The organism is Cytobacillus sp. C11.1, from assembly GCF_058145115.1.
Window position 1 is genome coordinate 514879 of record NZ_CM176935.1, and the last position, 20321, is coordinate 535199.

At 42.7% G+C, this 20321-nt stretch carries 19 protein-coding genes; 7 read left to right on the forward strand and 12 right to left on the reverse strand.

Annotated elements, in window-relative coordinates:
• The 3 genes from AC3ZVC_RS02640 to AC3ZVC_RS02650 all read right to left on the reverse strand — a co-directional run bounded on the left by AC3ZVC_RS02640 (position 1) and on the right by AC3ZVC_RS02650 (position 1995).
• Positions 1-264, reverse strand: a complete 264-nt coding sequence (locus AC3ZVC_RS02640) for a hypothetical protein (protein ID WP_490066142.1) — start codon at positions 262-264, stop codon at positions 1-3.
• A gap of 314 nt (positions 265-578) precedes the next feature.
• Positions 579-965: an anti-sigma factor gene (locus tag AC3ZVC_RS02645; RefSeq protein WP_490066143.1), complete on the reverse strand. Its 387-nt coding sequence runs from the start codon at positions 963-965 to the stop codon at positions 579-581.
• Positions 966-1203: 238 nt separating this feature from the next.
• Entirely contained in the window at positions 1204-1995 is a 792-nt protein-coding gene (locus AC3ZVC_RS02650; protein WP_490066144.1) for a class I SAM-dependent methyltransferase, read from the reverse strand.
• A gap of 169 nt (positions 1996-2164) precedes the next feature.
• On the opposite strand from AC3ZVC_RS02650, the gene plsY reads away from it, so the two are divergent.
• From plsY to AC3ZVC_RS02665, 3 genes are all read left to right on the forward strand, one after another.
• On the forward strand, positions 2165-2791 hold the full coding sequence (gene plsY / locus AC3ZVC_RS02655; protein ID WP_490066145.1) for a glycerol-3-phosphate 1-O-acyltransferase PlsY: 627 nt from the start codon (positions 2165-2167) through the stop codon (positions 2789-2791).
• 115 nt (positions 2792-2906) lie between these two features.
• Positions 2907-3566, forward strand: coding sequence for a DUF421 domain-containing protein (locus AC3ZVC_RS02660; RefSeq protein WP_490066146.1), 660 nt, complete (start codon positions 2907-2909; stop codon positions 3564-3566).
• 114 nt (positions 3567-3680) lie between these two features.
• A complete protein-coding gene (locus AC3ZVC_RS02665) occupies positions 3681-4706 on the forward strand; it encodes an STAS domain-containing protein (protein ID WP_214726063.1) in 1026 nt (341 codons plus the stop codon).
• 253 nt (positions 4707-4959) lie between these two features.
• Here AC3ZVC_RS02665 and AC3ZVC_RS02670 read toward each other — a convergent pair whose 3' ends face one another.
• A complete protein-coding gene (locus AC3ZVC_RS02670) occupies positions 4960-5712 on the reverse strand; it encodes a metallophosphoesterase family protein (protein WP_490066147.1) in 753 nt (250 codons plus the stop codon).
• A gap of 184 nt (positions 5713-5896) precedes the next feature.
• On the opposite strand from AC3ZVC_RS02670, the gene AC3ZVC_RS02675 reads away from it, so the two are divergent.
• Positions 5897-6829: a manganese-dependent inorganic pyrophosphatase gene (locus tag AC3ZVC_RS02675; protein ID WP_490066148.1), complete on the forward strand. Its 933-nt coding sequence runs from the start codon at positions 5897-5899 to the stop codon at positions 6827-6829.
• Between the two features lie 32 nt (positions 6830-6861).
• Here AC3ZVC_RS02675 and AC3ZVC_RS02680 read toward each other — a convergent pair whose 3' ends face one another.
• The 5 genes from AC3ZVC_RS02680 to gatC form a co-directional block, all read right to left on the reverse strand.
• On the reverse strand, positions 6862-7932 hold the full coding sequence (locus AC3ZVC_RS02680; RefSeq protein ID WP_490066149.1) for an NAD(P)H-dependent flavin oxidoreductase: 1071 nt from the start codon (positions 7930-7932) through the stop codon (positions 6862-6864).
• A 23-nt stretch (positions 7933-7955) separates the two neighbouring features.
• Positions 7956-8516, reverse strand: coding sequence for a thioredoxin family protein (locus tag AC3ZVC_RS02685; RefSeq protein WP_490066150.1), 561 nt, complete (start codon positions 8514-8516; stop codon positions 7956-7958).
• 221 nt (positions 8517-8737) lie between these two features.
• Positions 8738-10165 carry an Asp-tRNA(Asn)/Glu-tRNA(Gln) amidotransferase subunit GatB gene (gene gatB / locus AC3ZVC_RS02690; protein WP_490066151.1) on the reverse strand — a complete coding sequence of 476 codons (1428 nt, stop codon included), beginning with the start codon at positions 10163-10165 and terminating at the stop codon, positions 8738-8740.
• A gap of 13 nt (positions 10166-10178) precedes the next feature.
• Positions 10179-11636, reverse strand: a complete 1458-nt coding sequence (gene gatA, locus AC3ZVC_RS02695) for an Asp-tRNA(Asn)/Glu-tRNA(Gln) amidotransferase subunit GatA (protein WP_490068799.1) — start codon at positions 11634-11636, stop codon at positions 10179-10181.
• A gap of 13 nt (positions 11637-11649) precedes the next feature.
• On the reverse strand, positions 11650-11940 hold the full coding sequence (gene gatC / locus AC3ZVC_RS02700; RefSeq protein WP_490066152.1) for an Asp-tRNA(Asn)/Glu-tRNA(Gln) amidotransferase subunit GatC: 291 nt from the start codon (positions 11938-11940) through the stop codon (positions 11650-11652).
• 223 nt (positions 11941-12163) lie between these two features.
• On the opposite strand from gatC, the gene AC3ZVC_RS02705 reads away from it, so the two are divergent.
• A complete protein-coding gene (locus tag AC3ZVC_RS02705) occupies positions 12164-12520 on the forward strand; it encodes a cupin domain-containing protein (protein ID WP_490066153.1) in 357 nt (118 codons plus the stop codon).
• Positions 12521-12940: 420 nt separating this feature from the next.
• Here the strand turns inward: AC3ZVC_RS02705 and AC3ZVC_RS02710 are convergent, their stop codons facing one another.
• Together AC3ZVC_RS02710 and aceA are read right to left on the reverse strand one after the other, a co-directional pair.
• On the reverse strand, positions 12941-13384 hold the full coding sequence (locus tag AC3ZVC_RS02710) for a YueI family protein (protein WP_490066154.1): 444 nt from the start codon (positions 13382-13384) through the stop codon (positions 12941-12943).
• 237 nt (positions 13385-13621) lie between these two features.
• The gene (gene aceA / locus AC3ZVC_RS02715) at positions 13622-14914 is read right to left on the reverse strand and encodes an isocitrate lyase (protein WP_490066155.1); all 1293 of its coding nucleotides are present in this window, start codon (positions 14912-14914) and stop codon (positions 13622-13624) included.
• A 311-nt stretch (positions 14915-15225) separates the two neighbouring features.
• Between aceA and AC3ZVC_RS02720 the strand changes: the two genes are divergently transcribed.
• Entirely contained in the window at positions 15226-16065 is an 840-nt protein-coding gene (locus AC3ZVC_RS02720; RefSeq protein WP_490066156.1) for an STAS domain-containing protein, read from the forward strand.
• Positions 16066-16522: 457 nt separating this feature from the next.
• Positions 16523-17992: a sodium/proline symporter PutP gene (putP, locus tag AC3ZVC_RS02725; protein ID WP_490066157.1), complete on the forward strand. Its 1470-nt coding sequence runs from the start codon at positions 16523-16525 to the stop codon at positions 17990-17992.
• A gap of 368 nt (positions 17993-18360) precedes the next feature.
• Here putP and pruA read toward each other — a convergent pair whose 3' ends face one another.
• On the reverse strand, positions 18361-19908 hold the full coding sequence (pruA, locus tag AC3ZVC_RS02730; RefSeq protein WP_490066158.1) for an L-glutamate gamma-semialdehyde dehydrogenase: 1548 nt from the start codon (positions 19906-19908) through the stop codon (positions 18361-18363).
• Positions 19909-20321 lie beyond the last annotated feature (413 nt).

Here is a 20321-nt window from a genome sequence, read left to right on the forward strand (position 1 = left end):
TCATCCACAGAAACATTTTTTGTTAAAGGAACCCTCTTTTAGGATTTCTTTTATATAAAGGTCGGCATGCTCCTTAGTAATTGCGGAATCTTCTTTTACCAAACCCGCTTCCAGCAAATCTTCTTTTATTTTATCGAGAAACAAATCCCTGATTGCTGCTGATCGGCAAGGCTGCATTTGGGCTGCCAAGTCCCAAATCCACTGCTCCAGATGGACGCTTTTGCTCTTTTTCTGCATTTCATACGGAACCTGCTTTCTTCCCACATTCCTCACTCCTCAAGACTATTATTTTAAAATAAACTGGTTGGTCTTTTTTATTGTAAAATAATTATCTTGAATTTTCAAACATTTTAGAAGACGGCTCTGTTAAATTTGCCTGTTGATTTCCGCTCCAGGAGCTCAGCGAACGGCGGAAATTCCGGGCCTCCCCGCCACACTCGTGTCTGCGGGGTCTCCCTTTGACACACTTCTCCAATGCAATCTCCCGCTTTCCGCCCCAATCTACAGGGTGCCAAAATCAACAATAAGCATTTACACAGCCCCCAAAAAAAGAAAACTCCTAATTACTTATTAAGAGTTTAATCTTGTTCAAGCTTTTCTGCTTTGCTTTTAGTGCCCTCAAGCATCTTCACTAGCCCGCCAATGAGCAGCAGGCAGGTAAATGCAATTGGAAAGCAGCGTTCAAACCAGGTTCCCTGGGCAAATGCTTCTTTTTGTTCTTCTGCCACATTCAGCACAGGGGCTTCTTTTACTTTATCAGCTGTAATTTGTGCCATGACAAGATTAGTAAATTCGTCTTCTCGCGGCATTGCCGGCAGAACATGTTCCTCTTCTTCCATCGCCTCAAGGTAAACTTCCAAACAATGGTCGCAAATATAGAGATGATCTTCATAGGCTTTGCGGTCAGCATCTCCCAGCTCATTTTTAACATATTTATGCCATTCTTCTCGTGAGTAATGATCCATGAAAAATCATCTCCTTTCAATTTTTTTAAAGCGACGTACACCGGCAATGCTCCCTTTATATCCGGCTGGGTATTTAATAGCTCATTCGCGTGCCAATCTTTTTTACAGCAAGTAAAGGTTATTCTATTTATAACTTCGAATTCAAATTTTTCTTTTTGAGTGCCGAAATAATCATAATCTAGAGAATCATACAATTCAACACTTTTTAAGACAAAAAAATACCCTCAAAAATTGAGGGTTAAAGTGTTTCCAAAATACAAACATGGCAAGCATGCGGAATGGTATGAGATTCATTTGCTCCAAATTGGGTGTGCAGCTTTTTTAATAAAACTGAAGAAATTTCTTCTCTTTTCTCCGCTGGAGCACATGCAAGATTGGATAGCGACATAATCCGATCCACCCACTCCTCGTTGCTGAACACTACTTCATAGTTCAGTTTGTAAAAGTCTCTAAGTTCAAATCCGTTCTCCTGCCATTCAGGGAACCACTCAACAGGAAACCCGTTAATCCACTGTCTTGACTCTGCCTTCGAGCCAGCTGGCAATAGAGGTTTCCCTAAATGGCCTTCCAGTACTTCAATTGCCGCTTCAGCCGCCAGGCTGTCTGGCAAAAATTCGGAATCAGCCACTATCAATTTTCCCATTGGCTTCAATATCCGCCTTATTTCCTTTAATGCCGCTTCCCGATCGAACCAGTGCCAAGCTCTGAAAACAGTCACCATATCAAAGTGATTCGGCTCTAACCCTGTATCCTCCGCAGTTCCGTGCAAATAAGGGATATTTTCATATCTTGCCAAATTGATCCGTACAGCTTCATCAAGCATTTCCCCCGAAGGTTCCACACCAATTACTTCAGCCTTCCTCAGCTTCAGCTTTCTTGTTAAAGCCCCTGTGCCAGAGCCTATATCTGCAATTTTCTTCCCTCCAAACGAGATGCCTCGCAGGTTTAAGCTTTCAAAAAAGCTCACCGGGATATCGTTTCGGGACCTCACATAGCTTTTTGCTGCCTGCCCGAAATTTGTCTTTGACATATTCCTCACCGCCAACTATTCAAATAATTTCGATTTCCACTATAAACAAAACCATTATATGGTAAACTGTATGCAATGACAACGAAAGAGGGTGCTTCGGTAAAATATTTTTTAAGCAAGGACGAATTTAAACGAGGTCTGAATATATTGATTAAAAAGGATTGATACGATGACGTTACTTATTTTTCTGGCAGCGTACCTGATTGGATCGATTCCTACCGCATTATTAGTTGGTAAGTACGCGTTTCAGATCGACATCCGAGATCACGGGAGCAATAATCCGGGTGCGACCAATACACTAAGGGTGCTTGGAAAAAGGGCAGCTATTGTTGTCTTGCTTGTTGATATCGGGAAAGGTGCACTCGCTGCGGCATTGCCTTTCCTATTGCAAGCTGATGCAGATCCGCTTATTGTTGGCCTGATTGCTGTAGCCGGGCATTGCTATCCTATTTTCGCAGGGTTCCGGGGAGGAAAAGCCATTGCCACCACGGCAGGCGTTTTGCTTGTGGCAAACATTTGGATGTTTTTGATTGCTTATATTTCGTTTATTGCAGTCATCTATATAACGAAATATGTATTTTACGGCTCCCTATCGGTTGGCGCTTCTTTACTGGTTTATTCCCTCTTTATACCAGGGCATAAACATGAACTTATCTTTTCTATTTTCCTTTTACTTTTAATTTTTCTGCACCGCTCCAATATTAAGAACTTTATTGATAAAAAAGAACCCAAGATAAACGATAAACGGTTAAAAGATGACCGCCTTCCTCCAAAGGATAATAAAAAACGCGCATAAAAAAGGTCCGGAGACTGATGCCCCATTCAGCGTCCGGGCTTTTTTTTGATTTATCACATGAAAGTCTCCGATGTAGCAAATCCTTTGAATAATGATTAATTAAAGGAGACTGTATATGTTCTTGATACTAAAAATATTAAGTATTTACTTAATAACAATCATGATCATGAGACTGATGGGTAAATCGACCATTATCCAGATGACCCCCTATGATTTAGTTGCCATTATCATTGTCGGGACTGTTGCCTCCGAGCCACTCATTAGTACAGAATACCTGCCTACTCTAGTGGCTTTAGCGATTCTAGTTGGCCTGCATATTTTATTTTCATATCTTACTTTAAATCAAATCGGCAACCGTTTTTTCCTTGGTGAACCTACTATGCTGATCAAAAATGGTGAAATCCTGGAGGATAACCTGGAGAAATCCCACCTTTCTATGTCACAGCTTCTCTCTATCCTCAGAAGCAAGGGATTTCCGAAAATTGCAGATGTGGACTACGCCATCCTTGAGCCAATTGGTGAAGTAAGCATTATCCCAAAAGTAGCCAATACACCCGTAACAGTAGAACACTTAAACATTTCCATACAGGATGAAGGCCTCCCAATTGCTGTTATTGTTGATGGGAGAATCCAGCAGCGCAACCTCCAATTGCTTGGCCAAACAAAGGAATGGCTGCTAGAGCAACTCCTTGAAAACAATCTTAATGAAAAGGATATTATGTATGCGTATGTAAATGAGAAATCGAAAAAACTAAATATAAACAGACGGAGATAATTTTTTCGTATTTTGGTTTGTCATCTAAAATAATGGGTATAAGAAATGAGTTAAGGCAAATATTGAAATTCATTTTTACTTTAAATATACATATCAATATCAGGGGGTAATGGTATGACCAACGAAGGCTTAATTTTACAAACTAAGATAGATGGCTTTGACTTTAATTGGGACCTGGACTCAGGTACCTTTAATTTCGTGGGCGATGATGCAGTGCTTTTCTGGATTAAATCAGCCATGAAAAGTTTTTTTGATACCATTGAAGAGATTTCCGGAAAAGAAACTTCCAGTCTTGTCCTGGAAACAACAGGCTTCAGGCAAGGAATGGTAGTGGGAGAATTTTTCAAAAACATGAATCTGCCTGTAGAGGATGTCGCTAATATTATCCCTAGAATCTATGCTTCAGCCGGGTGGGGAAAATTTACGATAACCGAGGTAGATCCCGAATCAAAAACGGCCAAAGTCAGGCTCGTTGATAGCTGGGAATATAAAATAAACAAAGAGCAAGGGAAAAACGAATCCGGGTCATTTCTGCCGGGACATTTCGCCGGTATCTTTTCTGCCGTATTTGGAACAAGCCTCTGGTACAAAAAAGTGACCGACCAATTGGGCGAGCATGATTATACGGACTTGGAATATTTCCCTTCATCCGTTACCGTGGAAGAAAATATCCATGCCCTCGCAAGACGTGAGGAATCAATGAGAATCAGCGAGCTGGAAAAATTGGTGGAAGACCGGACTAGAAACCTAAAAGAGCTTGTGAAAGAAATCTCTTCCCCAGTGATCCCTGTATTGGATGGTATAGTCGTCGTTCCGCTACTAGGCAGATATGATGAATTTCGTTCAGAGGAACTCGTTGATAAAACCTTACACAGCCTCCCAAAGTACCAGGCTGACTGCCTGATCCTTGATTTAACAGGATTGAACCAGTCCATTAGTGCCTACACTGTTGAGTTCCTAAGCAAGCTTGCTGCTGCAGCCAACCTGATCGGCACCGAAACCATCCTGGTCGGCATATCACCTGAACTTGGCACAAAGATTACAGAAACAAACTTTAATCTCTCCAAATTTAACTGCTTCACCAACCTGCAGCATGGCATTTATTATGCACTATCTAAAAAAGGCCAGAAAATATTCTGATCATATGATAAAAGCTGACTCCGTCACTAGGAAGCCAGCTTTTTTGTTTATTCAAGAAAATAGTTATCCAAATTTTTTTTTTAACTATGAATGAACCGGCCAGATAATCGTTTATGTACGCATACTCCCGATTTATCTGCGGAAAAACTTATTTATGTGCATATAAGTCCACACTTAATATGCGATTAAGATTTTTCTCTGCATATAAACCTGGTTTCTCTGCGTATAGCAAAATAAAGCATATATCCGAAGTTTAAACCTTCTTCGGGGCTCCTCTATATTTAGCTTCACGCAGTTCAAGCGCATAAGCTTCCAGATTCGGCATCTCCATTTCTCTGGCAATCGAGATTTCTTTTTCAATATCATAAGGGATACGCGTGATTTCTATAGAGAAAGCTGCCGGCTCTTTTGAGAGGTACTTCCCATGCAGAATCGCATAGGTTGCCTGCGGAATATCAAGTGAATTTCCGACGCTTCCTGTATTGAAGAGTGTTTTTTGCGGATGGATGGGTTCTATCAGGGCAGCATGGATATCGCCATATCCCACTACATCCGGTGTCCGTCCTTTTTCGCCGGCATCAATATTCTCCGTATTCTCAAACATAGCCAGCTTTTCTTCATGAGAATCGCGCATTGGCACAACCCGGTGATAGATGCTCTTGGCTGAGGCATGATATAGCCTGACATATTTTCCGCTCATATAAAAATCATGATGGAATGGCAGTGTGCTTAAATAGGCTAACGCTTCTTCTCCAAGCTGCTTTTGATGCCATTGCCCCTCCTCGAAATCCAGAGGCTTCTGCATAAAATCTTCCCAGTTGCCAAGGAGGACCACCTCGCAGGTTTCCTTTATCCGTTCAACTGCTTTACGGGAATTCGGACCCTTTCCAATTAAATCCCCCAGGCAAAATATCGTATCAATTCCGCGCTCACGGATATTTTCCAAAACGGCCTCCAGTGCCGTCATATTTCCATGAATATCTGAAATCACTGCAACTTTCTCCATTTATTGACTCCTCCTTACCGTACCTATCTATTTCTCCATAAATCACATGCTTCCTTTATACTTTCCTAAAATTAACCAACACTATTAACAAAATTTGATTTTTCCCAGTACCGCCATTACATTAGATATATGGTAAAATAACAGCAGGCAAAAACCAACATTACATATAGAAGGAGTATGGATTATGTCAAAAGTATTTATATTCGGACACAAAAACCCAGACACAGACTCTATCTGTTCAGCTCTTGCATATGCGGAATTAAAAACCAAATTAGGTGTTGATGCTGAACCGATCCGCCTAGGCCAAGTTAATGAGGAAACCCAATATGCTTTAGATTACTTTAAAACTGATGCACCACGATTTGTTGAGGCCGTGTCAAAAGAAGCAAGCGAAGTCATCCTTGTTGACCATAACGAGTTCCAGCAAAGTGCTGATGATATCAGAGATGTAAAAATCCTTGAGGTTATCGACCATCACCGAATCGCGAACTTTGAAACAAGCGATCCGCTTTATTACCGTGCGGAACCGGTTGGCTGCACGGCAACCATCCTCAACAAAATGTACAAGGAAAACTGGGTGGAAATCAGCAAAGAAACTGCTGGCTTAATGCTTTCTGCCATTATTTCTGATTCTCTATTATTCAAGTCTCCAACCTGCACGGACCAAGATGTTGCAGCAGCACGCGAGCTTGCTGAAGTCGCAGGCGTAAATCCTGAAGAGTACGGATTGGAAATGCTAAAAGCAGGTGCAGATCTTAGCAAAAAAACAGTTGAAGAATTAGTTTCCCTTGATGCGAAGGAATTCCAAATGGGGTCCTATAAAACAGAGGTGGCACAAGTAAATGCCGTTGACCTGAATGACGTTTTAGACCGCCAGGCTGAACTTGAAGCTGTTATTTCCGAAACCATTAAGAAGAAAGAACTGGACTTATTCGTTTTTGTTTTAACTGACATCCTTAACAACGATTCGGTTGCTATCGCTCTTGGAAAAGAAACAAAAGCAGTCGAACAGGCCTACAATGTAACGCTTGAAAACAACAAAGCCGTTCTTAAAGGCGTTGTATCACGTAAAAAGCAAATTGTACCACCACTTACAAATGTATTGGCTGGTAAATAAGATAAAAGCAGTGCCTCAATAGGCACTGCTTTTTATTTGCCGTCTATTAAAGCTTCCGTCCCTTTCACAAGCTTCAGCATCAGTTCCTTCACAGTTATTTCTTCTGCCATTCGCACGCCCTGTCCGGCCCATAGTGACATAAACTCGGGGCGCTCCAATTTAGCCGCCTGTTTTCGGAGAGATGCTGTCATATCGTTCTGCAGCGGGTAAGGCAACACATGCTGCCCCTCCATCTCTTCCGTGAATCTGTTGCTAATTCCCCTTGCCATCTTCCCGGAAAAAGCTTTTGTTAAAACTGTTTGCTCTTCAGTCGCATTTAAAATGGCGTTCTTATAAAACGGATTAGCTCCGCTTTCCCTGCATGTTAGAAACACGGTTCCAAGCTGAAAACCTGCTGCTCCCAGCATCTTGGCTGCAGCAATCCCGCGTGCATCCATGATTCCGCCTGCAGCAACCACTGGCTTGCTGACTGCATCCGCCACCTGTGGTATAAGAGCCATGGAACCGATCAAACCGCTTTCTTCCTTATGAAATGTTCCCCGGTGTCCGCCAGCCTCACTTCCCTGGGCAACAATCAAATCTGCCCCGGCCTCCTCCCACTCCACTGCTTCATTAATATTCGTGGCTGTTCCAATAATAACTATACCCTGTTTATTTAGTTCACGTATAACGTTTGAATCAGGTATGCCAAATGTAAAGCTGCATATAGGAACACGTTCCTCAAATACTACCTCCAGCTGTTTTTCATAGAGAGCGCCGTAATCCTTCTTAGGCAGGAGGGGTTTCTCCTTTATCCCCAGCTCACTGGTATACTGGGTGAGCATTTCTCCCATTCTGCTAATCTCTTCTTTTTGTGCGGAGACCCCCAGATTCGGAACAAAAAGATTTACGCCAAATGGTTTGTCCGTCAGACTCCGAATCTTTCTGATATCTTCTCTTATCTCATCAGAATTCATATAGCCTGCTCCCATATTGCCCAGGCCGCCGCTATTGGAAACCTCACTGATTAATCGCGGTGTTGTCATTCCACCTGCCATTGGCGCCTGAAAAACAGGATATTGTATGTCCAGCTTTTCCGTTAAACGATTCCGGTTCCAGCCCATTGCTAACCGACACCCTTCCCTGATTATTTTTCCGAAACTAGAGCATCTATAATGCTATTTGCAACCGTATGCCAGATTTCTGAGTCTTCCTGATAAGAAGCTGTCAGCCTCTTATACATATTCATCTGCTTTTCCTTAAAATCATCATCCTCCTGCGCAGGGAGCTTACTGCGTTCCTCATCCACGATTTCCTGGACACGTTTGGCCCGCGGACCCCAAACCGCCTGTTCTTCTCCTTCTTTATCTATAAAAATAAAAATCGGTATCGCTCTTGAGACTCCATTCGTGAGGTACTGGTCCATTAGCTCAAGGTTTTGATCCCGTAAAATAAAACGGACCTCTGCGCCGATTTCCTCCGAAATTTTTAAGAGAATCGGATTGTTCAGCATGGCATCCCCGCACCAATCCTCTGTAATAGCTATTGCCTTCATACCAGATCCCTTTAACTTTTCCAGCCTATCTTTTTCTTCATCAGCCAAAGAAAAACGGTTATATACTCCCTTCATTACTTCCTTATTTACTTTCATTCCCTTTATGTATTCTTTCGGGCTTAGCCCTTTTGCAAACCAGTCCATTAACTCCATGCTTACCACTCCTTTTTAATTGCCTCTAAATCATATTTCTTTAACACTAGCTCTCATTCCTGCACACATATTAGATGCATTTGCTGTAAAACTTTGTAAAACAACATCTTTTCCTGGGAAATAGGGGAGCCTTTTGTCGAACCGCTTATAAACAAAAAGCTGATGGGTCCCCATCAGCTTCCTTGCATAAAATTCGATTTGGAGGAACTACAGCTCTCCCCTTATCTCTTCTTTATTTCCTCTTGCAAAAGCTTGTTAACAAGCGGCGGGTTTGCCTGGCCTTTTGTTGCTTTCATAATCTGGCCGACAAGGAAACCGATCGCTTTTTGTTTGCCGTTTTTGAAATCCTCGATTGATTGCGGGTTCGCATCAAGCGTTTCGCCAATAATTTTCAAAAGAGCACCTTCGTCAGAAATCTGGACAAGGCCTTTTTCTTTGACGATTGTTTCAGGCTCGCCGCCATTTTCAATCAGCTCTTTGAACACAGTCTTAGCAATCTTTGAGGAGATGGTGCCGTTTTCGATCAATTTAATCATGCCGGCAAGTCCTTCAGCTGTAAGAGCGATATCGCTAAGCTCTTTTTGCTCTGCGTTCAAGTAGGCGGAAAGTTCACCCATCACCCAGTTGGATGCCTGTTTTGCATCTGCTCCAGCATTGACTGCAGCTTCAAAGAAATCGGATGTTTCTTTTGTGACTGTCAGGACAGCGGCATCGTAAGCAGGCAATCCAAGCTCTTCGATATAACGGTTCTTTCTTTGGTCCGGAAGCTCTGGGATTTCTGCACGGATACGTTCCTTCCATTCTTCATCAATATGGATATCAAGCAAATCCGGCTCAGGGAAATAACGATAATCATCCGAACCTTCTTTTACCCTCATCAAAATCGTCGTATTTGTCGCTTCATCATAGCGGAGGGTTTCCTGCTGGATTGTCCCGCCTGAACTTAAAATTTGCTCCTGGCGTTTCTCCTCATACTCCAGCCCTTTGCGGACAAAATTAAAGGAGTTCAGGTTCTTAAGCTCAGTCTTTGTACCGAATTCCTCCTGTCCGATAGGACGAAGGGAAATATTCGCATCACAGCGAAGTGAGCCTTCTTCCATTTTACAATCGGAAACTCCTGTATATTGGATAATCGATTTCAGTTTTTCCAGATAAGCGTATGCTTCATTTGGTGTGCGGATATCCGGTTCAGATACGATTTCGACCAATGGCGTACCCTGGCGGTTATAGTCTACCAAAGAATAGCCTTTTTCATGAGAAAGCTTTCCTGCATCCTCTTCAAGATGTATACGTGTAATGCCAATCTTTTTCTTATAGCCGTCCACTTCGATTTCAATCCAGCCATGCTCGCCGATTGGCTTATCAAATTGCGAAATCTGATAGGCTTTCGGATTATCAGGGTAAAAATAGTTCTTCCGGTCAAATTTTGTAACTGGCGCAATTTCACAGTTTAACGCCATTGACGCCTTCATGCCGAATTCTACAGCCTTTTTATTAATAACCGGCAGCACTCCCGGATAGCCAAGATCAACCACAGTTGTATTTGAGTTCGGTTCAGCCCCAAAATGGTTTGGGCTTGCCGAGAAAATTTTCGAATCTGTTTTTAGCTCTACATGCACTTCAAGTCCGATAACCGTTTCATATTTCATGAGTTTTCCCCCCTTACAGTCCCGGTTGTTGTTTATGATAATCAGTTGCCTGTTCAAATGCATGCGCTACACGATAAACTGTGCTCTCATCAAAATGTTTACCGATAATTTGCAGGCCAAGCGGCAATCCATTAGAGAATCCGCATGGAACGCTAATTCCCGGTACACCGGCAAGGTTAACCGGAATCGTTAAGATATCATTCGCATACATGGTCAATGGGTCAGACATATTTTCGCCGATTTTAAAGGCAGGTGTCGGTGCTGTCGGCCCAATAATAACATCATACTTTTCGAAGACATTTTCAAAGTCCTGTTTAATAAGCGTCCGGGCTTTTTGAGCTTTTTTATAATAAGCATCATAATAGCCGGAGCTTAAGGCGAATGTTCCAAGCATTATACGTCGCTTTACTTCATCGCCAAAGCCTTCCGCTCTTGTCTTTTTATACAAGTCAATTAAATTCTCAGGATCTGGAGTCCGGTAGCCATAGCGCACGCCATCAAAGCGGGCCAGGTTAGCAGACGCCTCCGAAGAAGACAGCAGATAATAGGTTGCCAGCGCATATTTCGAATGCGGAAGCGAAACCTCTTCCCAAGTAGCCCCCATTTTTTCAAGCACCTTCAAAGCATCCATTACAGATTGGCGGACGTCTTCGTCAACGCCTTCTGCCAAATATTCTTTCGGTACAGCGATTTTCAGGCCTTTAACATCCCCGCTCAACGCTTCCGCATAGCTTGGAACATCGACATTCGCTGATGTTGAATCCATAGGATCTACCCCGGAGATCGCTTGAAGCAAATAAGCGTTATCTTCAACTGTGCGTGTAATGGGTCCAATCTGATCCAGTGAAGATGCAAATGCAATCAGGCCAAAGCGTGATACCCTGCCATATGTCGGCTTCAAACCAACAACGCCACAGTAGGAAGCAGGCTGTCTAATGGAACCGCCTGTGTCAGATCCAAGCGAAAAAAGAACCTCTCCAGCTGCAACAGAAGCTGCCGAACCGCCTGAAGAACCGCCAGGAACTCTTTCCAGGTTCCAAGGATTTCGCGTCGCTTTAAAACCGGAGTTTTCATTGGATGAACCCATTGCAAATTCATCCATATTTAATTTTCCGATTGTAATGGTTTCTGCATTATGTAATTTGGATGCCACAGTTGCATCATAGATCGGATCAAAATTCTCAAGGATTTTACTTGCACTGGTTGTGCGCAGCCCTTTTGTAACAATATTATCTTTCACACCGATCGGCATGCCGAACAGAAGACCTTTTGCTTCGTCTGTACCGATCTTTTCATCCATTTTTTTAGCCTTCTCACGGGCCCTTTCTTCATCCAGCGTTAAGAAAGCCTGTACCTTGTCCTCTACTTCGCTGATCCGCTTGTACGACTCACTGACAAGGTCGGATACTGTAATTTCTTTTTTATGTAAAAGCTGATGAAGCTCCGATACCTTATGGTCAAATAAACTCACCATTGTCCCCTCCCTACTCAATAATGGACGGCACTTTGATATAGCCATCCTGATGTTCCGGTGCATTCTTCAGAACTTCCTCTTGCGGAAGCCCCTTTTCTGCCTTGTCTTCTCTCATCACATTTTTCATATCAAGCACATGGGATGTCGGTTCTACATTATCTGTATCCAGCTCATTAAGCAGCTCTGCAAACGAAATCATCCTGTCCAGCTGCTCAGTAAACATAGCAGCCTCTTCCTCAGTAATCGCAAGCCGTGCCAGGTGCGCGACATGCTTGACCTGATCGGTTGAAATTCTCGACATAAATGCCACCTCCAAAAATTAATTTCTGCCAAAGCACAATTATTATGATCATACCAAACTTTCGCGCGTTAAAGCAACACGCGCGCCAGCTGTTTCAACAATCTTCTGCTTATTTTACCATGAGTTGAACAAATTGTGTGTTTGCTTGTGATCATGCAGGATAAATGAACAGTAAAGCCTAATAAATATGGTGGTTTTGATTATTTTTACAGGAGGTCATATTATGAAACTTTTCCGCTTTGATGCAGAGTCAAGCAGGGAGATCACCCAGTTCAACAGCCATAACGCCAGCATTAGTCCGATTCTAAGAAACACGACAGCTACGATTGGCTGTATCCACCTTAATGACAATAGCGTTCTTGGCATGCATCCAGCCACATGCCCGCAGCTTTTCCTCATTATTGATGGAGAGGGCTGGGTCAAAACAGCCGGCGGCGAACAAGTTGCCGTCGAGAAAGGAACTGCTGTTTATTGGCACGAAGGAGAGGAACACGAGTCAGGTTCATATCTAGGCATGACAGCGATTGTCATCGAGGGCTCTGATCTGGATCCGCGTTCATATTTAAAGCCTTTGAAATAAAAGAATGTATTGGGACTTCTCTCCTGAAGGAAGCTTCCGAGCAATCCAGGGATCGTTTATATGCCCGCTGTATCACCAACTGACCGATATTGTTAAAATTTAACCGCCGATAAAATTAGGAAAGTGGCCGGTATATTAAATTCGGACTGATAAAATCCACAAGTGACCCAAATAGGTATTTCCTGCCAGCTGCTCTTATCTTGAAAACCTGCAAGATGCCAATAGGCCGGTAAATCATTCAGTTTGACTGTCTTTTTTAAATTGGCCGGTAAATGTAGTTCTTGGCCGGTATTTCAATAAATTTGCCGGTAAAACGCTTGTCTTTGACAGATAAAATTAAAAAAATATGGATGAGGGAAGCTATATTCAAACCTTTCCAACAAAAAATGAGCGGCGCCTATCTTCACGCTGCTCTTTTATCTATTTGCCCCGCTTAAAAATCTTTGCAAAAATACCGCCTTTTTTTCCTGATGCCTTTTTAGTCTCTGCCTTTACTGTTTTCCTATCGACAAATATGTCCGGTTTATCAATCGCATAATCATGTGCAAGCACCAGACCAATTTCTGAGTTATGTTCTTTGTTGGTGACAATTGTATATTCGACCTTATATTTTGAAGCCGCCTTTATATATTTTGATAAGTAGGAATAACTCATATTCCCATTCAGGTAAAGATGTGCCTGGCTGTTATTTTTCAATGCTTCTTCCACTTGCGGATAAATTCCGTCCTCTCGTACCTGCGGCTGTTTCAGCGCAATAACAATCCGCTCCCGAAGCGTCCCCAAAAACTTCCTCCGCTCATCAGGCTTTGTCTGTTTTTGCCCGTAAATCCCCTGCTGGAGATAATCATCTATATTTTCAGCCACTGTACCACCTCCCTCCTCATTCTGACTGACCTGATTCCATTGTATATAGAGGCATTCCCCTTTTCAAATTTCCAATCGTGCCTATATAATATGTATGTTTCTGCATCATAAGCTGTGCTAGTTTAATCTTATCCTTCTTAACCTAAAAAAAACCTCTCTTCAATGAAGAGAGGGAAAAATGGAGAATATACAGGTAAAAAAAATCAAGTTACTAACGGTTAAAATTAAGCAATAGGACTAAGCTTCCTGCTTTTCAGCTGTGAATTGCTCTTCCTCTGTGGACCCTTTTAAAGCGGTTGTGGAAGACGTTCCTCCTGTAATAACCATGGAAACCTGGTCGAAATATCCGGTTCCAACTTCACGCTGGTGCCTTGTTGCTGTATATCCATGCTGCTCGCTCGCGAACTCGGCCTGCTGCAGCTCAGAGTACGCAGCCATTCCGCGGTCTTTATAGCCGCGAGCCAATTCGAACATGCTGTGGTTCAAGGCATGGAAGCCTGCTAACGTAACGAATTGGAATTTGTAGCCCATTTTACCGAGCTCCACTTGGAATTTCGCAATTGTTTCGTCATCCAGCTTCTTTTTCCAGTTAAAGGATGGAGAGCAGTTATAGGCTAACAGCTTGCCAGGGAATTTTTCATGGATGGCTTCAGCAAAGCGCCTTGCTTCTTCAAGGTCTGGCTCGGATGTTTCACACCACACCAAATCTGCATAAGGAGCGTAAGCCAGCCCCCGAGCGATCGCTTGGTCGAGTCCCGCCTTAGTTCGGAAGAATCCCTCAGGAGTACGTTCTCCTGTAATGAATGGTGCGTCATAAGGGTCAACATCGCTGGTGATCAAGTCGGCTGCATTAGCATCCGTACGGGCTACAATCACTGTCGGAACGCCCATAACATCTGCAGCCAATCTCGCAGAAATTAAATTTTTAACGGCTGTCTGTGTTGGAAGCAGTACTTTGCCGCCAAGGTGTCCGCATTTTTTCTCAGAGGACAGCTGATCTTCAAAATGAACGCCGCCGGCACCAGATTCAATCATACCTTTCATAAGCTCGAATACATTCAGCTGACCCCCGAAGCCAGCTTCCGCATCTGCCACGATCGGTGCAAACCAATCAATAGAGTCATCGCCTTCCATATGATGGATCTGGTCCGCACGCTGCAGCGCCTGATTAATTCTCTTTACTACACTAGGAACACTGTTTGCCGGATATAAACTTTGGTCTGGATACATATTTCCAGAAAGATTGGCATCGGCAGCTACCTGCCAGCCGCTTAAGTATATAGCTTTCAGCCCGGCCTTCACCTGCTGGACAGCCTGGTTGCCTGTTAACGCCCCCAATGCATTCACAAAGTCTTCTTCCTTCACCAGCTTCCAAAGCTTCTCTGCACCACGGCGGGCTAATGTATGTTCAATATCGATCGATCCTCTTAGTTTGATTACATCCTCCGCAGTATACGGCCTTTCAATTCCATTCCAACGTTCATTCATTTCCCAGCTTTCCTCTAATTGACGCACTCTTTCATCTGCCATTTGATTAAATCCTCCTTTAATTTAGAAAAAATCAATCCTTCAGCAAACCCCCAGGTGAATTCTGTTATAGTATAACAAGTTACTTTGTTGTCTGTTATACTACTAATCTATGTTGTTATAAAACAATTATTTATCTATGTTTTGTATTATATAACAGTGATTTTAGAATGTGAACCCTTTTTTATAAATTTTTTGAAAAATTAAATATTAGTTTTGCACACCCCTTTTTTGATAACTGACCGTATCTGTTATAATAAAGGGAAAATAAGAGATACCTTTCATAGGCGCAAATACATCAATAAGGAGATTTTATGGCTGATAAAACCCGGGCTTTATATGAATATTTAGTTGAACACGCACCTGAAATGACAAAAGATTGGAGAAGCTGGCAGGTTGTTAAAATCGGATCGGACTATTCAGCTGATGCTCCTCCTGAAACCTTAAAAAAGATTGACGAGCAAAATACGCAATATATAAGGACTGTAGCCAAATCCCTCCTTCAAACAGAAGAGGAAATGAAAGAAACTATTTCAAATTGGACAAAACAGACTTCCTCCGACCGTGTAAAATCCCGCACATCATTGGTAGAAGTCCAGAGAAATTTAGGTGTGTTCCGAAAGGTTTATTGGAAACATATAAAGCTATTCGTTGAAAATGCCGATTTGAATATTGAGGTAAAAGATATTTTTCATTGGCAGGAACTGATTGACTATACATTGGATTATGTGATGGAAGCCTTTACGGAGAACTTTATGGATATTTTACTGAACCGATTAAGTGCACAATCTTCTTTAATCAAAGAGCTCAGCACACCGGTTATTTCTCTATCCTCCGAAGTCGGGCTTTTGCCGCTAATTGGTGATATTGATACAGAGCGCGCAAAATATATACTGGAGTCTACCCTGCAGCAAAGTGTGAAATTGGAAATTTCCCATTTAATCATTGACCTTTCAGGAGTCGTAATGGTTGACACAATGGTCGCACACCAGATTTTCCAGGTTATGAGCTCATTGCAACTCATCGGCGTCCAGTCAACTTTGCTCGGAATCCGCCCAGAAGTTGCCCAAACAGCTGTCCAGCTTGGGATCGATTTTAAGAACATAAATACCGAAAATTCATTAAAAAAAGTAATAAAAAAGCTAAATATTTAACCCTTAAGAGGCCTATAAAAAGTATAGGTCTCTTTTTGTTTTCCATGAAAAGCCTCAGCTTTTTGTCAACTTAATTTTATAAATTTCAATGAATAGATATGATGATATGTGTAATATAAGAGCAAATTAATGCGATTTTACGTATTTTTATACATTTATACATTAATAGCTTCATAGCTTTTTTGTCCCAAAAACTTTATTATGTTATGATAATTAACGTCTTTTCATTGCGATTCTTACCCCGATTCAAATTTTTCACAAACACCAAACTGTATGTTACTGTATAAAGGGGACTTTTTTCACGTATGTATTTTAGGGGGATCATTTTTTTTAGGATGGAGGTGAACATATGGATTTCACTACAGCAACATGGCTATGGCTTCTGATTCCAATGCCACTTTTGATTGTATTATCAGGCATCACTTACTTTACTGAAAGAGGAGAGGATAAATAAATTATGGATATAAATGTACCCACGTTAATTGCGATTATTGTTTATCTGGTCGGCATGCTGCTTATTGGTTTTCTTGCAGCCAGAATGACCAAAGATTTATCAGATTATGTTTTAGGCGGAAGACGCCTTGGAGCCGGAGTTGCCGCTTTAAGTGCCGGGGCATCCGATATGAGCGGCTGGTTAATGCTTGGATTGCCTGGTGCTGTTTATTTAGGCGGTATGGGCGAAATTTGGCTTCCGATCGGTTTAGCAGTCGGCGCTTATCTGAACTGGCAATTTGTTGCTAAGCCATTGCGTGTCTACACAGAAGTAGCCAACGATTCTATTACTGTTCCCGGTTATTTCGAAAACCGATTCCATGACACCTCTAAAATGCTTCGTGTAGTTTCTGCAGTTGTTATACTAATCTTTTTCACTTTCTATACTTCCTCCAGCCTTGTTGGCGGAGCCATTCTATTAAAAAATTCATTTGGAATGGATTACACGGTTGCACTTTGGGTCGGAGCAGCAGTAATTCTGTCTTATACTTTCTTTGGCGGATTTTTGGCTGCCAGCTGGACAGATTTCATCCAAGGTATTTTAATGTTCCTCGCTTTGATTATTATTCCGATCGTTGCGATCCAGGAACTTGGCGGATGGAATGAGGCTTTAGAGCAAATCGGGACAATTGATCCAACTCATCTGGATGCTGCATCCGGTGCTACTTTTGTTGGCGTTGCTTCACTATTGGCATGGGGACTTGGCTATTTTGGACAGCCGCATATCCTTGTCCGTTTTATGGGATTAAGGTCAACAAGTGATGTTCCAAAAGCGCGATTTATCGGAATGACATGGATGGTTCTTTCCCTATTTGGAGCTCTATTTGTTGGATTCGCAGGTATTGCTTACTTTGCAGATACCCCACTGAAGAATTCTGAAACAGTATTTATCATGTTTTCTCAAGTTTTATTTAATCCATGGGTAGCTGGATTTTTATTAGCAGCCATTCTCTCAGCAATCATGAGCACAGTTGACTCTCAATTGCTCGTTTCTTCAAGTGCATTGGCACAGGATTTCTATAAATCTATCTTCAGAAGAAATGCTTCCAAGAAGGAAGAAATGATTGTTGGCAGAATTGCTGTACTGGGCATTGCAGTTATTGCAATCTTTTTAGGGTATAACCCTGAAAGCAAGGTATTGGAACTTGTTAGTTATGCTTGGGCCGGATTCGGTGCTGCCTTCGGGCCAGTCATCATCCTGAGCCTTTTCTGGAAGCGCATGACACGAAACGGCGCCCTAGCCGGTATTGTTGTCGGTGCTGTTACCGTTATTGTCTGGAAACAAATTACCGGCGGCATTTTCGACCTCTATGAATTGGCGCCTGGCTTCTTGTTTGCTGGTTTAGCAATTATCATCGTCAGCCTGCTAGACAAGGAACCTTCAAAAGAAGTACAAGAGCAATACAATCAGTTTAAAGCCATTTTAAAGAAATAAGCATAAAAGAAATCCCTCTTCACTTTGTGAAGGGGGATTTCTTTTATATTACAAAATAAGAACTATAAAGTTTTTGAACGTCGATAACTGTCTAGCTCCAGCGCCTACCCCTTCGAGGTCACAAGCTTGTCTAGTTGCGGCTCCTAGGGACTCGGGGTCATAAGCCGTTGCCACAGGACGTGGCGCTCTTAGTCTGCGTTCCTTGATTGAGCAGTCGCCTCCACATTTCGGGCAACCCTCCCAAAAAGGCAAAGGATGCCTTTCCGTGAGGCTCGTCTTGTGCTTGAGGCCCCCAGGATGGGGGTCATGCAGACGTTGCCACAGCTTTTAGCCTGCGTTCCTTCGTGGGCAAGGCGCTTCCGCTTTTCTTAGTACATTTCAGAAGTAGTTTTTGCCTGCATATGAAGCAGAATGTAGTCAGGTCCGCCTGCTTTTGAGTCCGTTCCTGACATGTTGAATCCGCCGAATGGCTGGTATCCAACGATGGCTCCTGTACATCCGCGGTTGAAATATAGGTTTCCAACATGGAAGTCTTCGCGTGCTTTTTGGATGTGCTCACGGTTCTTCGTGATGACAGCACCTGTTAAGCCATACTCAGTGTTGTTCGCGATTTCAAGCGCATGGTCGAAATCTTTTGCTTTTGTGAAGCCTACTACCGGTCCAAAAATTTCTTCCTGCATTAAGCGTGCATCTGGCGCAAGGTCAGCGAATACAGTCGGTTTGATGAAGAAGCCTTTTGAATTGTCTCCTTCTCCGCCTGTCATCAGCTTGCCTTCCTCTTTGCCGATTTCAATATAGCTCATGATCTTATCAAATGCACCCTGGTCAATTACAGGACCCATGAAATGGCTTTGATCTTCTGGATTGCCCTGAGTTAACTCGTTTGTTAACTCGACAACGCGGTTCAATACTTGATCGTAAACATCTTCCACGATTACCGCACGTGAACAGGCAGAGCACTTTTGTCCTGAGAAGCCGAATGCAGATGCCACGATCGAAGTAGCAGCCAATTCTAGATCTGCTTCTTTATCAACAACGATTGTGTCTTTACCGCCCATTTCCGCGATGACGCGCTTCAGCCAGATTTGGCCTTCGTTTAATTTAGATGCGCGCTCGTTGATGCGAAGACCAACATCACGTGAACCTGTGAATGAAATGAAGCGAGTATCCTTATGGTCAACCAAATAGTCGCCCACTTCTGCACCGCTTCCCGGTACGAAGTTTAGGACGCCCTTCGGAAGGCCTGCTTCTTCCATCACTTCAACGAATTTCGCTGCCACAACAGGAGTTGTAGAAGCTGGTTTTAAAAGAACAGTATTTCCTGCCACGATTGCCGCAACGGTTGTACCGGCCATGATCGCAAGCGGGAAGTTCCAAGGAGAGATGATGATGCCTACTCCCAATGGAATATAGTCATAACGGTTATATTCATTCGGACGGCTGTTTACAGGAACACCGTCTTTAATTCTTAATACTTGGCGTGCATAGTACTCAAGGAAGTCAATAGCTTCCGCAGTATCAGCATCTGCCTCATTCCAAGGCTTTCCTGCTTCCTTTGTTAAAAGGGCAGAAAACTCATGCTTGCGGCGGCGGATAATCGCAGCAGCTTTAAACAGCACATCAGCGCGTGTTTCCGGCTTTACTTTTCTCCAAGTCTTGAACGCTTCAACAGCAGCCTGCATTGCTTTCTCGGCATGCTCGCGGTTTGCCTTTGAAACACGGCCAATAACTTCTTCTTTATTAGAAGGATTGATTGATACGATTTTATCTTCAGTAGAAACACGCTCTCCGCCAATTAATAGATCATAATCCTGGCCCAAATAGCTTTCTACTGTCTGCAAACCCTTTAAATACGCTTCACGATTATCATCTTCTTTAAAATTCGTGAATGGTTCATGCTTATAAGGTTGTACCATTTTTACCGCCTCCTGTGTACAAATATACAAACGCCAGATACTAGCAGCTTTATCCTGATTTTTGCTGATGCAGGAACACGATCTGCTATTCTCTTAAAACGTTTACATCCATTCATTATATTAACATGAAATTATCATTATCTTCAAACATTCTCCGCAGATGTTATATATTAACATCCTTTAAGCTGAATTCCAATTTTAATTAGGCAGGATAAGGGATTGGGGCTGCTTTGGCGAGGAGGTGATTATTGCTGTTATATATGGTTGCCAGGTGCTGTTTTGGTATTTTGCGTCTCAGGATTTGGTTTTACAAAAGGTTGGCATCTACTCCTATTTTCAGTAGGGACGTCTTTTGATTTTCCCCCGGTTTTTATAGAAAAACCAGGCAGCGCATCTTTGCACTCCTGGTTTTT

Bases quoted from the DNA above. Each gene is read 5' to 3' on its own strand.
- AC3ZVC_RS02645 (WP_490066143.1), bottom strand. From the start codon at position 965: ATGGATCATTACTCACGAGAAGAATGGCATAAATATGTTAAAAATGAG.
- AC3ZVC_RS02650 (WP_490066144.1), bottom strand. From the start codon at position 1,995: ATGTCAAAGACAAATTTCGGGCAGGCAGCAAAAAGCTATGTGAGGTCC.
- plsY (WP_490066145.1), top strand. From the start codon at position 2,165: ATGACGTTACTTATTTTTCTGGCAGCGTACCTGATTGGATCGATTCCT.
- AC3ZVC_RS02660 (WP_490066146.1), top strand. From the start codon at position 2,907: ATGTTCTTGATACTAAAAATATTAAGTATTTACTTAATAACAATCATG.
- AC3ZVC_RS02665 (WP_214726063.1), top strand. From the start codon at position 3,681: ATGACCAACGAAGGCTTAATTTTACAAACTAAGATAGATGGCTTTGAC.
- AC3ZVC_RS02670 (WP_490066147.1), bottom strand. From the start codon at position 5,712: ATGGAGAAAGTTGCAGTGATTTCAGATATTCATGGAAATATGACGGCA.
- AC3ZVC_RS02675 (WP_490066148.1), top strand. From the start codon at position 5,897: ATGTCAAAAGTATTTATATTCGGACACAAAAACCCAGACACAGACTCT.
- AC3ZVC_RS02680 (WP_490066149.1), bottom strand. From the start codon at position 7,932: ATGGGCTGGAACCGGAATCGTTTAACGGAAAAGCTGGACATACAATAT.
- AC3ZVC_RS02685 (WP_490066150.1), bottom strand. From the start codon at position 8,516: ATGGAGTTAATGGACTGGTTTGCAAAAGGGCTAAGCCCGAAAGAATAC.
- gatB (WP_490066151.1), bottom strand. From the start codon at position 10,165: ATGAAATATGAAACGGTTATCGGACTTGAAGTGCATGTAGAGCTAAAA.
- gatC (WP_490066152.1), bottom strand. From the start codon at position 11,940: ATGTCGAGAATTTCAACCGATCAGGTCAAGCATGTCGCGCACCTGGCA.
- AC3ZVC_RS02705 (WP_490066153.1), top strand. From the start codon at position 12,164: ATGAAACTTTTCCGCTTTGATGCAGAGTCAAGCAGGGAGATCACCCAG.
- aceA (WP_490066155.1), bottom strand. From the start codon at position 14,914: ATGGCAGATGAAAGAGTGCGTCAATTAGAGGAAAGCTGGGAAATGAAT.
- AC3ZVC_RS02720 (WP_490066156.1), top strand. From the start codon at position 15,226: ATGGCTGATAAAACCCGGGCTTTATATGAATATTTAGTTGAACACGCA.
- putP (WP_490066157.1), top strand. From the start codon at position 16,523: ATGGATATAAATGTACCCACGTTAATTGCGATTATTGTTTATCTGGTC.
- pruA (WP_490066158.1), bottom strand. From the start codon at position 19,908: ATGGTACAACCTTATAAGCATGAACCATTCACGAATTTTAAAGAAGAT.